The 13303-nt window shown below is 59.4% G+C and carries 11 protein-coding genes and 3 pseudogenes; 5 read left to right on the forward strand and 9 right to left on the reverse strand.

Annotation, left to right across the window (positions count from 1 at the left end):
• Window positions 1-59 precede the first annotated feature (59 nt).
• Both MTX19_RS29420 and MTX19_RS29425 read right to left on the reverse strand, forming a co-directional pair.
• A complete protein-coding gene (locus MTX19_RS29420) occupies window positions 60-266 on the reverse strand; it encodes a hypothetical protein (protein ID WP_280973038.1) in 207 nt (68 codons plus the stop codon).
• A gap of 696 nt (window positions 267-962) precedes the next feature.
• Window positions 963-1277, reverse strand: a complete 315-nt coding sequence (locus MTX19_RS29425) for a hypothetical protein (protein WP_280973039.1) — start codon at window positions 1275-1277, stop codon at window positions 963-965.
• Here MTX19_RS29425 and MTX19_RS29430 point away from each other — a divergent pair.
• Genes MTX19_RS29430 through MTX19_RS29440 form a run of 3 tightly spaced genes read left to right on the forward strand, consistent with a single transcriptional unit; the run spans window position 1270 to window position 1810 of the window.
• Window positions 1270-1452, forward strand: a complete 183-nt coding sequence (locus MTX19_RS29430) for a hypothetical protein (protein ID WP_280985009.1) — start codon at window positions 1270-1272, stop codon at window positions 1450-1452. The two genes, MTX19_RS29425 and MTX19_RS29430, sit on opposite strands and share 8 nt — an antisense overlap.
• Complete coding sequence (locus MTX19_RS29435; RefSeq protein WP_280973040.1) at window positions 1436-1564, forward strand: DUF6516 family protein; 129 nt, start codon at window positions 1436-1438, stop codon at window positions 1562-1564. The genes MTX19_RS29430 and MTX19_RS29435 overlap by 17 nt, the downstream gene beginning before the upstream one ends.
• Before the next feature lie 3 nt (window positions 1565-1567).
• Entirely contained in the window at window positions 1568-1810 is a 243-nt protein-coding gene (locus MTX19_RS29440) for a hypothetical protein (protein WP_280980479.1), read from the forward strand.
• Window positions 1811-2009: 199 nt separating this feature from the next.
• On the opposite strand, the gene MTX19_RS29445 is transcribed toward MTX19_RS29440, so the two are convergent.
• The 4 genes and pseudogenes from MTX19_RS29445 to MTX19_RS29460 all read right to left on the reverse strand — a co-directional run.
• Window positions 2010-3110: a hypothetical protein gene (locus tag MTX19_RS29445; protein ID WP_280973042.1), complete on the reverse strand. Its 1101-nt coding sequence runs from the start codon at window positions 3108-3110 to the stop codon at window positions 2010-2012.
• 401 nt (window positions 3111-3511) lie between these two features.
• Window positions 3512-4282 carry a polyprenyl diphosphate synthase gene (uppS, locus tag MTX19_RS29450; RefSeq protein ID WP_280973044.1) on the reverse strand — a complete coding sequence of 257 codons (771 nt, stop codon included), beginning with the start codon at window positions 4280-4282 and terminating at the stop codon, window positions 3512-3514.
• A 243-nt stretch (window positions 4283-4525) separates the two neighbouring features.
• A complete protein-coding gene (locus MTX19_RS29455) occupies window positions 4526-4711 on the reverse strand; it encodes an ArdC-like ssDNA-binding domain-containing protein (protein ID WP_348638325.1) in 186 nt (61 codons plus the stop codon).
• 127 nt (window positions 4712-4838) lie between these two features.
• Window positions 4839-5045: pseudogene (locus MTX19_RS29460) on the reverse strand (enoyl-CoA hydratase); the annotation flags it as partial.
• 56 nt (window positions 5046-5101) lie between these two features.
• Here MTX19_RS29460 and MTX19_RS29465 point away from each other — a divergent pair.
• A pseudogene (locus MTX19_RS29465) lies at window positions 5102-5636 on the forward strand (IS5/IS1182 family transposase); the annotation flags it as partial.
• 659 nt (window positions 5637-6295) lie between these two features.
• On the opposite strand, the gene MTX19_RS39340 reads toward MTX19_RS29465, so the two are convergent.
• Window positions 6296-6565 (reverse strand): NEL-type E3 ubiquitin ligase domain-containing protein, encoded by a 270-nt coding sequence (locus MTX19_RS39340; protein WP_348637515.1) that lies wholly within the window; start codon window positions 6563-6565, stop codon window positions 6296-6298.
• 557 nt (window positions 6566-7122) lie between these two features.
• A complete protein-coding gene (locus MTX19_RS29475) occupies window positions 7123-7857 on the reverse strand; it encodes a hypothetical protein (protein WP_280985592.1) in 735 nt (244 codons plus the stop codon).
• A gap of 1252 nt (window positions 7858-9109) precedes the next feature.
• On the opposite strand from MTX19_RS29475, the gene MTX19_RS29480 reads away from it, so the two are divergent.
• Window positions 9110-10702, forward strand: coding sequence for an acyl-CoA dehydrogenase family protein (locus tag MTX19_RS29480; RefSeq protein ID WP_280973047.1), 1593 nt, complete (start codon window positions 9110-9112; stop codon window positions 10700-10702).
• Window positions 10703-11424: 722 nt separating this feature from the next.
• On the opposite strand, the pseudogene MTX19_RS29485 reads toward MTX19_RS29480, so the two are convergent.
• Window positions 11425-13140, reverse strand: a pseudogene (locus MTX19_RS29485) (NEL-type E3 ubiquitin ligase domain-containing protein).
• Window positions 13141-13303: the final 163 nt, after the last annotated feature.

A 13303-nucleotide genomic window follows, 5' to 3' on the forward strand; every position in this document is an offset into this window, starting at 1 on the left:
CGCGAGCGGCCGGTGCACGAGACCTCCATCCTATTCTCTGCTTGGTTTGTTTTCTGTTATTAATGCTGCACGCACGACGGATCGGTCAAACAAAAGAAGAGATCGCAGATACCGTCCAACGGGTCATCCGCGCATTGAGGATATGACGTATCGGCTACCTGCACCGTGGTGGTGACCCGTTGCGCGGCAACCTTCGCAGCAAAAGTCGGCACCGCCGCCGTTCCAAGCGCGAGGGCGCTCGCAGTCACAAACACGAATCTTTTCATTCGAGAGTCGCTTCCCTAGGTTGGCCCCAGCCGTCCTTCAAGGACTATATGACTACGCCACAAGTGGTAAAATTGATTTTCTTGATTGGGTCCATCTACGGCATGGATAAGCTCGGACATCGCGGCCGCCTTGATCTTAAGTCGCGCAGAACGAGCGACGCTGCTTATGGTCTGCCTCTCGCTCCGCTCCGAAATGGCCGACGCATTTCTCGGAGCATCGAACATCACGTGTTAACCCCGACTATGTCGTCCGCACCGGACCAGTGAGTTGCATTGGTTCGAGGCCCGACGTGTGCTGCCAACGGCCCTACGTCACCTTCCGTGATGAGATGGACAAGCAATTTCTTCATGTCCAAGATGGCGACTGGGGAGATCGCTGCAATTCCATTCTTTTGTTCGGCTGCGCTGCAGGCCGCACCACACGGCTTCGACCGACTCGAGCACGGTGGCATGCTGGCAGGGAACAGGACTACATTCCCGGCTAGAACTTGCCATCGCCGCGATATAGTTGTTGAGGGCGGCCGATCTTGTAGCGCATTGACTGCAAGCGCCAATGCCCATTTTGTCTTTCCGAGCTGAGGCGGCGGCGCGCCGGTTCTTGCCGCCGAGGGTTTTCATTGCAACTCGAATCGTTCGTAGCCTTGCCGGGGTTGGGTGGCAATTCTCGCGGTCGCGCGGCGCCTTAGTGATGTGAGCTTAGGCTATTCGCGGTGTGTTGCGGATGCCTGGCTCGAAGTGCACCGCGCGGGCCTTGTTGGCGACAAGCGCCGCGCGCCCGCGCGAATCCTCGCCGCTCGGTACAGTCGCAAGGACTGGATTTTCTTCAAGCAATGAGTCGTCCGTGAAGAATGCGGATTGATCTGAGAAATAAGCAGAATTGGTCTTGATGTAGCATTCAATTTTGTAGGAAAGGGGGATATTGGACCTCGCTTTCTTGCGTTTTTGGTTTTGCTTTTGGGCGATTCGTGATTCCCTGACGGCGTCGTCGACATTGCGAATTGCGATGAGCAAGCCGCGGGATGATCGCCAGAAAGACTTGTTGCTTCCGCCGCTTGATCAGATCATCGACATGGGTCATCCGCGGGTGCGGTCGGCAGCGCTGATCGACTGGAACATCGTGAATGAGCGCTTCAGTTCAGCTCGCCTATGTGGTGAACGGCGTCTGACGCGTGCGTTACGACAATGAACGCGGCAAGGGCGATCATCGCCATCTGGATGGCAAGGAAAGCCCATATGCGTTTCGTGGGCTGGAGCGGCTGCTGGCGGATTTTTCGCGCGACGTGAATAAACGGAGATAGAGCATGCGGACGGTTATCCTGAGCGTCGAGACACAAAGCGACGTGATGCGCCGCATCCTGGCGAGTGCGCACGGGCAGCGTAAAGCCGGCGACGACCGAATTTCGTTCGAGAGCGTCAGCGATCGTTGGCGAGTGCTTGCGCCCAAACGCATGGAAATTGTGCGCGTTATGACCGGAACCGGCCCCCTGACGATCCGGGAAGTCGCACGTCGGGTCGATCGTGACTTCAAGGGGGTTCCACTCTGACGTGACCCTGCTGCGGGGATTTTGGAGCGCACCGAAAGTGGGGGTGTGGAATTCCCCTATGACCGCGTGCATGTCGAGTTTGACATGATGGCGGCGTGACGTCGCCGCCCGTATCAATAGTCAGGTTGAACCGGGCAGTCAGACAATGCCGTCCCTGCTCAATTATCTTTGACGTCCGACCGCCCGTGCGCTGGCCTGTTCAGGCGGCCCGAAATTCGTCTGGTTCGACCGGAGCATCGAAGAAATAGTTGTCAGTCGCGGCATAACGCTTCTGCTGGCGTGCCCAGTCGTAGTGACCACGCATCAGCGTGCCCATGTCGTGGAGGAAACGCCGAAGCTCGGCACCCGACCAAGGCGTGATCCGCGCCTCCAGGTCTAGATACTCGCGGACCACATCATTGTGAATGCGCACCGTATTCGTAATAGCTTCCTGTTGCGACATGCCCTGTGCGATCAGGATGTTCGGCAGATTCCAGATTACGCCGATTTCGCGGGGGAACGACATGACGTCGTTGCATAGACTGAGGACGATACCCACGAGAGTCTGTAGCCGTCTGACCTCGACGCGCTGGTGCTCGTTGGCCGGCACCTCGTATCCGGCGACGATATCGGCCAGCGCGCAGGTAGGTGGCGCGCCGGAAAAGCTGGCCCGGCCGAGCAAATACTCCTGCACACTTGGCGGCGGCCCGCTCATGTCGAGTCCCAGCTGCCAGATGGTGCTGAGAAAATAGCACGTCATACTTTCCATCCAGCGCACGTATTGCATCGGGCTGCTCACCTTCTCGATGCGTTGCGCCATGTCGGTGGTCGCCTCTCCCGTCCTGATGCAAAGTTCGGCATATTCAGCCGGAAGGCCGCGGACAATCTCCCGGTACATCGACCGCCAGTCGTATCCGCCCGGATCGGTCAAGATCGCCCTTAGCCAGAGGTGGAATTGTGCAAGTCGGCCCGGCGAACCGTGATACGCGCCGGTCTCGCAGAAGTGCTCGTCCACCAGGAACATCCACGCACTCCAGATCGATGCAGCCAGGAATGCTTCGCGGTTCCTGCAATGATACATCCGGCCGCATACGTCGGCTGGGCCGAGGCTGCGCAGCATGGCTTCACCCTTGCCGCCGCGCCCGACGAGCGCATAGCGGACCGCCCATTCCACGACTTCCGCTTCCACGGCGTCGGTATTCGGATCGCGCTCCTCCGGAAACGGATAGTAAAACGCTGGAAGACGCAGCTTGCTGCCGAGCAGTGTGCTGTTGGGGAGGAGCCTGCTTTCGGGATTGCTCGGATGTGCCGATTGATTCATATGCGATCTCCGGGACGTATCGTTACTGTCGATTCTGTCGCTTCTACGCCGGCGGCGAGCCCGTATGGCGATGCCACATGTACAGCAGGCCGTTGACTTCGTGCGCGGGCCGGCGGTGCCCGAGCGAGACGCGCCGCGGCCGGTCGCCGCGCCCCGTGCGTGCGCATGCGCCTTGCTTGTCGTATGCGAATGCGTGGAACAGGGAGACGAGGTGATCTTCGCCGTCGACGCAACCGCCGTAGCCCAAATGCGTGTCGAGGTGCAGACACTACGTCACATATACCCGCGCGTCTGTACGATAGAGCATGCGTCCTCGTTCATCAGACCCGCGGCGGCGACTTCGCCCGGCCGGATCTTGTCGCTGGCCAGGATCGCGAACCATCCTTCGGGATAGGGAGACGTCATTGCCCGAATCTGCGATGCCGCAACCGATAGACCGTGAGCGCCTCCTCGAAATCCGCGCGGCTGAAATCAGGCCAACAGACCGGCGTAAAATGAAACTCGGAGAACGCACACTGCCAAAGCATAAAGTTCGACAGCCGCTGCTCTCCGGACGTCCGGATGACGAGATCCGGATCGGATTGCCCTGCCGTATAGAGCCGGCTCGCGATCGATTCAGGACCCAGGTCAGTTTGCAGCGTGTCCACGGTGCCGGCCGTGAGGTGGTCCGCGATCAGCGTCCTGATGGCATGCAGCAATTCGAGGCGGCCGCTGTATGCGACGGCGATGTTCACGTCGAGCCCGGCAATGCCTGCAGTATGGCACTCGGCGTTGCGAATGCGGCGCTCCGCATCGGGCGGAAGACGGGACAGGTCGCCGATCGCGCGCAGGTGCCAGAGGTGGCTGCATGCAAGTTCCTCAAAAACATCGGCGATGACGGTCAGCAGTGCGTGCAGTTCTTCCGGATCGCGAGTGAGGTTTTCTGCGGACAGCGGCCATAGAGTGACTATCGGAATGCCGGCCTCGCTGCACCACGATAACAGGGCATGAACGTTGCGTCCCCCTGCCCGGTAGCCTTCGATCGACTGCAGGCCGAGTCGTTCCGCCCACCGCCGGTTGCCGTCGAGGATGACGGCAAGATGCCGAATCGCTACGGGTCGATCGGACAACTGCGCATCGCCCCGGTTCGTCGCGCACGCGTCGGAAGTAGCCAAAGCGGTGACTTGCATCATCAGCGCTCCCTCAATTGATCACGAAGACAAGAGGCTTCCTTCGCGAATGCATTGCGCGCTCGGGCGGGATAGCTCGGCGTGACCGTCGCTTGATCATTGAACGGTCTTCCTAGTATCTTAACTATTCAGCGGCAGGTACAAACTACCAGCTATGGGGGGGGCAGCGATTGCTCCGCCGCCGCCGGCCAACGCGACTGCGGCGATGCCCATAGAACTAAAATTCGAATAGCGGCACTGCCAACCTCAGAGCGACCGACGTTCAGAACCTACCCTGCACATCCCTTGGTAGATTTGCTCAGCGTTAAAGACCGTGTAGCCCTTCATGAAAGGAATCGCCCGTTCGGCTTCGTCGCCGGTCTCGGAATTCGTCTCTTTGCGAATGATCTTGTCGGCATAGACCACGAGCGTTCCGGTTTCGGCTTTGCGAATGTAGGACTCGGACGAAGGTAGATCGTGCCGTCGGCGCGACGCTCGACCGTCATCTCGGGATTGCCGAACGAGATCGGACGAAGCAAATGCGCGCCGGCGAGCGGCGAAGGCCTATCAGGCTTTGCGCTCATGTCGGCTTCACCTTAGCGGTCTTGCGATCAAGGAACGCGTGGATGCGCCGCTTGGCTTCCTTGTCGCTCTGCGCGACGGTCGCCATCAGGGATTGTATCAAAAGCCCGGTCTGCGGATTGGCCTCCGCGATCATCGGCAACGCCTGAAGCACCGCGAAATTTGTCAGCGGCGCGTTCGCGGCGACCCGTTCGGCAAGCTCCAGCGGGGCCATGGGCGTCGCCTCAACCGTGGCTGGCGGGCTCACCGACCATACTATGTTTGTCGATGGGCAAGTTCGCCCTGATCAAGCACCAGCGCGATGCCCACGCCAAGCAGTTCAAGCGCGCCAACCGGGCCTTGAGGACGCTGCGAACCTATCTCGGCCGCGTCATCCGCGATATCACCCGCAAGCTCGAAGGCAGCGTCGGCTTGCTTCATGAGATCGCGCTCGACCGCATGCTGGCGCTGGCGCGAGGGGTGCTTGACCAGAAGCAGCGCCAGCGAGGACCGAAGGTCTACTCGCTGCACGCGCCGGAGGTAGAGTGCATCGGCAAGGCAAGGTGCACCGGCCCTACGAGTTCGGCGTCAAGGTCTCGGTCGCCACGACGCTATCGCCGGCCTGCGGCGGCCAGTTCGTCACCCATGTGAAGGCCTTGCCCGGCAACCCCTATGACGGCCACACGCTCAAAACCGTGATCCGGACATGGAGGCGCTGATCGGCAACATCATCGAGCGCCTCGTTTTCGACAAAGGCTATCGCGACCACGATGCGCCACCCGACTACAAGTTCAGGATGTTCATCTCAGGGCAGAAGCCAAACGGTGTCGTCGCGCTCGGCGTGAAGGGTCTATGGTTGTGTCCGCCGTGAACCCAACGGGCAAACGTCCGGCGAGACTTGGCTTTCGGATGGTTGGCAAGCCAGCGAGATAATCATTCCCGCCGGTTTGATGAATCGACTTCGCGATGCACAATGACGCCGCCTATCCGTTTGCATCTCTTGGATAAGGCTACGACGGCCTCAGCACCTTGGCTTCCACGGCTCGCAGAACGTGCTGGGGCTTTTCGTTCTTCCTTAAGTTCCTTCGGCCCATGAGGTCGGAGCTGCTCCTCTTCAAAGCGGATGGCGAGGCGCTCCTGCCAAGGTACAACTGCGGTACGAAGCCTTACATAGGCGTACCGCAGCCATGTACCTTTCAGTCGCCATCACCCTTTAAGTAACGATGGCATCGCCGATAGACGATGCCTCCGTAGCCGATCACCTCGGCAGGGCCGTCATTGCGTAGGGGTGCGATCTCATGACAGCAATCTGTATCATGGGTCTGGCCGATCTTTACAGTTCGACACTAAGCCTCCCAACCGCCCGGCAGCATGACCTTGCTTTTGATTTCCCGGGCGATCTCACTGACGATTTGAGGTCAAGCGTCCGCTCGGCAGCGGCGTCGCCCGTCAGACCCTCTTCAGCGAGCCGCTGGTTCAGGCGAGTTTGAAACTCATCGCCCATCGCGCGATGAGCCGATCTTCCATCTCTGCATGGTCATCCGAGGCAATGCGCCTCAGCACGGTGCCCCAAGGATGCCAACGTGTAGCCAAATAGTCCGCAAAGCCTCTAGCTTCCTCGCCCGGCACCGTCGCCATGGCCCCGGCAACGTCGTCTCGGGCGACGTGAGAGACAGTAAGAAAGCGCACGTAGCTCCAATGGCTCGCGCAACGGGGTCTGGTAGGCGAGGTAGACCTCGATATCATTGATCGGCTCGGACCGGCCAAGGGCTACACTCTGGCGCACTAGCGCGCTATTTCGTCCAGCGCCCCCAAACGGAATATGACACGGCCATGCTGGAGACCTGCTCAACCAGCCTGCGACGCCCTCGTGTAGCGGCAGGGGCCCGGCCTCCATCGGTTCAAACGAGAAAAGGATCTGCGAACCGGCATAGTCGTCGCCACGCATGACCGTCGTCAGATTGGTCTGCGACACCTCGTGCAATGATGACTGCGTCACCGTCGCGCGAAGCTCGTTGTTGCTCTGCTGGCATTGCCGTCAGACTCGCGCATGAAGCTCTGCAGACTATAGCGGTGCTATATTGGGATCTTGGCGAGCGAAATACCCTGTCTTCAGTCCGACGACAAGCGCGGCGAATCTGAAAACGGTACAGGCTTCGGGGGAAACTCTGATTGTCGAAGTGCGGTACGCGGCCAGCTCCACCGCTCGCCACTTCGATCGGACTATCATAGATGCCGCAAACGCTGCTTCCGATTTTTTCGAGCATCGCAACAAGACATATCGCCTCTCTGGATCTTCTACCTCAGCCTCTTGTCTCTGACTTTCTGTATGGATTCGATTCGCTAGCGGTCCGATAGTCATCCAGATTCCCGCCCAGAAACAGTACCTCCCGCTCCTCAGTTGGGGTATCGCTCACCCATGCTAGACTGGGTTCATCATTCTCAGTCCCGTCCTCAAGAATCCTGACGATCTCTTCGGCCGTCCAAGTGGTGACCCTCGGCACCGTGTAAGTGTGCAACTCGTTCGCGTTTTCCGCGATTGCTTTGGCGCCATACCCGTCGTCATCGTCCGGCGAAACGAGCAGTTGTGAAGCGTCCTCGGACAGTGATACAAAAGGTGAAGAATTGGTGTCCCCTCTCATGTGCTCTGCCGCTGCGCGACCCAGATCAAGTTGTTGGCCTCCCCAAATATTCCAGGGAGCGGCGTCGAAACGCAAAGCCGCCATGGAACGCAAATGGTCCAACGCGCTTTGACGGTCCAGCACATGTGGCTTGCAATGGCTGGCGTGGTCTTGAAAGCGCTGCAGCTCCGCGTACGACGATGCCACTACGTCGTCGTAAACGCGACCACTATCGACGCCGCTGGCTGACGGCCTGGTCGCGCTTGACCATTGTGCTGATCTTTGCGCAGCAAGTTCGATTTCTCTTCTGAGTTCCGCAACGTTTGCGCAGGTCAGCGTTGCGGCAAGCTGAGCGCGCGTTCTGACAAAGGATGCAGCTGCGCACCGCTCGTTCTCCTGGATAGACTGCGCTCTCACATTGCCTTCCGTCACAGTGCGGGTCGATCCAGCCCCGGGTGAAGCTGATGTTCGAAGGATTGGCTGAGGCTCTCTAAGCCGCCGCTCAAAGTCTGCTTGCCCTGTCTCTTCCTGTTGCGACTCGACGTAATTTGTCCGAGCCGCGGATGGGTCGACATTGTGAAATGGGTCCATTCCATTTTTCCTTTGGTAGCCTTATCGACATCAATCCAACAAAGTTGATCCGATTTGAGCGAGTCACGAGTCAGAAATCGAGACGCGCGCAAATGTCTGTAAAATGATCGGATCTGGTTTCTCGAACGGTTCGGTATGTTGAGGGGGGGGCAGGTCCTTCTCTTCCAGATTTTGGTGAGCCCATCAAACTTGGCCCTTGTCTGGATAGAGATGTTCGTATGCTAGAGGGCTTAGCTGTCGATCAGCTGACCAGCCTCATTGGTCGTCCGTGAAGAACCCAGCACTTCAGCTCGGGGCGAGGTGAAGTCGGAGGATGAGGTGATCAGCGCAGACCTCGAAGCGGCGCTGACAGCGCGCCGAGGCGCTCGGGGGAATGGCGTCGGCCGCCGCCCGCGGATAGTGTGCGTCAAAGTCACCCGGTTGTTGCTCCAATAGTCGTTGCTCGCGCAGGAGATCATAACGTCAATGAAATCTCGGCATGGGTCGAGTTGGGTCGTTTCGGCTAGATTTTTGCAAGGGGAGCTTTCGAGAAGCTGACGAGTGAGGAACGGTACGCACGTCCACCTCGCCCAATAGTTCGGATCCTCCCAGCCTTCTGCCATCACTCTGATACTACGTGGCTCGACGTAATCAACCTTCGCGTGGCCACAGGCCTCCATGGCAATTGGGCATGTCGAGCGATTCACGAAGTTGCGATAAATATCTTGCACTTGAGCTGGCCGCCAATCAGTTCGCTGGTTTCTATACGGGATCTTAGGTGACGAGGTTATTCAGGCGGCTGGTTCGCCGACATCCGAATCTGACGTCTGCAGTGAGCTTCGGCAACTGATCCGTGTCTTTGAGCTGCCCCAGATCCTTGACGCGGCGATCACACCATCAGCCTGGCGGTGGTCTGCACAACGAGCCCCTGGTGCGCACCGTGCGGTACTGCGCGGTCGCGAACACGCTGGGGTTCGTCGTGCAAGAGGCATCTTGAAGCCAGCCCAGCAGCATTCGCGATAAATCCCGATCCGGGATAGCCTGCTTACGTTACGCTGGCATCCATCTATACCAATGTCTATACGAGCTAGCCACGCGGATGATTGGCACGAAGCGCGCACGCAATCATTCTGCTCTTATGGCTATGTACACTCAAGCTTATCCCTTATGCGATGAGGCGCAGGAACGCACGTCTGAACTTGGTGCACCTACTGCCCTATATTCCCGTTTGATCGATGACCTCAGTCAGTTGAATTTCGCAGACGCGGATGACCGTCGAGCATTCCCTCCGACCCTGCACAGCGTATTGGCAAAGCATGGGCTATTCGGGCTCACGACACCAACAGAGCATGGCGGGCTAGCTCTTCCCCTGCAAGACGCCATCGACCTCATCTCCGCCACTGCGTCCTTCGACGTCTCGGCTGCCTCTACCCTCGTGATCCATAACTTCCTGGCCTTGCCCTGCATCGAAGCGGCACCGCATATCCCTGAACAGAGGCAGGTCATGCGGGGCGCAACACGCGGCGACCTTTGCGCTTTCGCTTTAACAGAGCCTGGAGCTGGCTCCGCCCCGCGACATATAGAGGCTTCGGCTTTCATGCACGAAGATAGAGTTCGCGTCTCTGGCCGCAAAATTTGGATCGGCCTCGCTGACTGGGCTCGTTGGATCGTTTGCTTTGCGCGCGCTTCCGGTCCCGATGCGAAAGGCCGGGTCGTTGGCGTATTGGTTGATAGGCAGGCTCCTGGCCTAAAGGTCACGCACGAGCATCGCACGCTCGGTCTACGCGGAATTATTCAGAATACCCTGGAGTTCCACGACGTCGAGCTGCCGAGTGCTTACGTGCTCTCTCGCGATCAGGACGGCTGGGGAGCGGCAGCATCCAGTATGAACCGCGGGCGCATCGGTGTGGCAGCCATGGGCCTTGGAGCGCTTGAACGCGCCATCCAGGTCGCAGCCTCATATGCAAGCCATCGTCGACTAGGCAAGCTGCGCATGCTCGAGAACAGCTATATCGAGCAGTTATTTGGACAGATGGTACTGCGGCGGGAAATCGTGAAGGCAATGCTGGCTGCATCCTGCCGACTTGTCTCAACGCAGGGCGCACCCAACGTCCACCTTGCGTCAGCAACGAAGGTTTTGTCGTCAGAGTGGTGCGGCCTCGTCGCTGATCAATGCGTCCAACTGCTGGGCGGACGTGGTTACGATGAGGGAACGCCTGTCGCTAAGATCTATCGAGACGCACGCATTCTCCGCATCTTCGAAGGTCCGACCGAGACGCTGCTATCACATCTCGGCCGCTGCCTTCTCTCTCGAGCCACACGTGACGAAATAGCCGCTCTCTTTCGGTCTCTCGGTGCGGCACAAGTCCACGCTGCTGCAATTGAGGATCTGTCTGGGCTCAATGAGACAGACGGCGCCGTACTCGTCTATGCGGGTTGGCTCACCACACTCGGACTGGCACAAGCTGTCATGTCTGCCGGTTGCTTCTCGGCCTCAGATTGTTCGGCGGCCGCAGCGGACCTGGTCAGTTCCGAATTAGCGATTCTCCGTACTCGCGCGCCGAAGCGGCTATCTTTCGAAGACCGCATTCGCGCTCGCCGGACTCTGAATACCTTCCTTCACGACGCGGCTTCTTCCATCCGCTCACCAGTCCTCACGGACGATTACCTCAAATTGGTGCAGTATGTCTGACATCCCAGATGGCAAGGGGAGCGAGGGAGGCCGGCCGAAGACGACTTCGGCCTCGTTTGACCAGGCTGTCTGCCCGAAACGTTAAAGACATGAGCGCCTTCGCTGAGGCGTGTCGAATGGCGAATTTGTGCAACAGCTTGCTGCACTATTGCCTTGGGCCAGAACGTCCGCCCGCTTGACGCAGTCAAGGCGCCGACGCGCTTGATACGCTCGCCACCGGGACGGTCAGCCGACTATTGGCATCATCCAGGACGATACGCGAAGAGGGAGCTGCTCCAAATCTGCGCAAGCCCCTGCTCGCGCGCTTCCCATCCAGATTGTCGCGCTATAAGTGGACGCTTTCGACCGGGTACGTGGAACCCGGGAGCGGCAGGCGCTTCGACCGCCCAAGTTCGCGGTGGCCCTCTCACATGCCAAGGCAATCGGCGCCAAACTGCTCATTGCGAAGCTTGACCGGCTCACCCGCAACGTGGACCCGCTTCGGTCGCTGATGGCCATAGTCGAGCCAACCGGGTGTTCTGCAGCGACGCTCGTCAGCTAATTGACAGGTAGGCCTGCTAACGGCAGCACGCTTCCGCGTTGACGGCCTTTCCGGATTTATCCGGTCAACGAAACGGCAGGAAGCAATCGTCGGCGGAAGTTCGAAGATGATGTCAAGCACGATCGATCTTTCGGCGGCGCCACAGTGCACCCAAATATTTCTCCGAGAATCTTGGGAAGTCTCATAGTTCGAGGCCACGGTCTGCGAGCACACGGTGCATGACCTCGCGTTTGATCTCGCCGGCGATTTCGTTTCGGACTTGGGCTCCGAGCACCCGCTCGGCATCCAGGTCGCCGAGCAGGTTATGCTCGGCCAGTCGCTGATCCAGGCGGTTTTGAAACTCCTCGCCCATGGCTTCGACGAGCCGGTCTGGCATCGCCGCATGTTCGTCCGGAGCGATACGCTCTAGCACCGTCTCCCACGGTTACCAGCGGGTTGCCATGTAGTCGGTGAATTGGTTCGCTTCCTGCTCTCGAATCAAGTCCAGCGCCCGCGCAGCATCATCCGGAGTTACGTGAGAGACCCCCAGGAAGCGCATGTCAGGGGCGACGTGACTGAGCTCGAGCGGGGTGCGCAGCAGATGTTGATAGGCCAGGTAGACTTCGACGTCGTCTATGCTCGGGTCGGAGTTGACCCTGTCGCGCGCGATCCGGTCCAGCGCCTCCAAGCGGAACGCAACACGGCCATGTTGGATCAGTTCGGCAAGCCGATCGTCATATACCCCGGCCTCGACGTCAGCGTTAAGGCGCGCGGTCCGCATACCGTTCCAGTGCAAAGTAACACGATCCTCGCAGCTCTCATTGGCCTCGGAAGCCTGTGCGAAAAACAGCTCGCGCAATCTCGGATTGGTCGTCGCCTGCCGCAGATCATCAGCCACTGCCTGCCGAAATGCGTCATTGCGGTAGTTCACGGTTCCTCGTAGCCTCTCTAGAAACCGTGCGTAGTCCTGGGCGCCTGGCTCATCCGCAAAGTGCTGCCATTCGGCCAGTGCCGCCGGGTCGTCCCCGAGCCAGTTCGCGGCCGCCTCGTCCAGAGACGGCTGCGCAAGCCGCGGTAACGCCTCAGCCGCCAGATGAGCGAGGACGGCGGCCGGCAGTGGGTTATCCCCGAACTCGAGGTTCGCCAAATGCGGGTAACTAAGTAGAAGGCCCTCAAGAAGCCCCTCAGGCAGGCTGGTCAGGCGGTTACCGCTGAGATTGAGCGATTGAAGCCAGCTCGGAAGGGGTTCGGGAAGGTCGGTCAATTGATTGCCGCTGACGTCGAGCTCGATGAGCCCCGATGGGAGGGACGGCAGGTCGGTCAGCTGATTGCCGCTAATCGCGAGCGAGGAGAGTGTGCTCGGAAGAGAGGCGGGCAGGCTACTTAGCTGGTTGTTATTTGCGCTCAGGATTTCGAGCTGAGCCGGCAGAGTGGCCGGCAGACTGCCCAACATGTTATCGCTCACGTCCAGCTCAACGAGGCTCGCCGGAAGGGTGTCCGGCAAACTGGTCAAACGGTTGTGGCTGATGAGAAGTTGTCGGAGACCGGGCGGGAATCCAGCGGGCAGGCTGCTCAGCTCGTTGTGGGTGGCGCGAAGTTGCAGCAACCTTCGCGGCAGGGCGGCGGGCAAAGCGGTCAGGGACAGGGATGACAAATCCACCGAACGCGAGCCGATGTTGTTTGAAGCCCTAATTCGTGAAACCCCCCGTTGCCGATCCTCGGCTTCGCCCAGCCCCTCCTCGCCAGCCCAGTCTCTCAGGATTCGCTCGCGCGAGGAGGCGGAGGTCTGATACCCCGTCAAGGCTTCGACCCAATCCGCCACGGCTCGGGTGGAGCCGCCGAGGTAACTTTCCTGCGGCCCCTCTTCAAACGTGTTCGGGGAAGAACCTGCACTCCGCTGTGCCTGTCCTGCGTCCATCAATTTCTCCATCGTCAGAACTAAAGAATACGCTTGCCGCTTCTCAAGGGCCGCCAAGCAGGTGGTCCTGCAGCAACGATCAGTCGAGAGTCAGTGCACGTGCGGCCGCGCTCCCGCTCCCGATTAGAGCCGGCACAGGTTCACACGAAGCCCAACGCCGCAA

The organism is Bradyrhizobium sp. ISRA464 (genome assembly GCF_029910095.1).
In the GTDB taxonomy this organism is placed as follows: Bacteria; Pseudomonadota; Alphaproteobacteria; order Rhizobiales; family Xanthobacteraceae; genus Bradyrhizobium.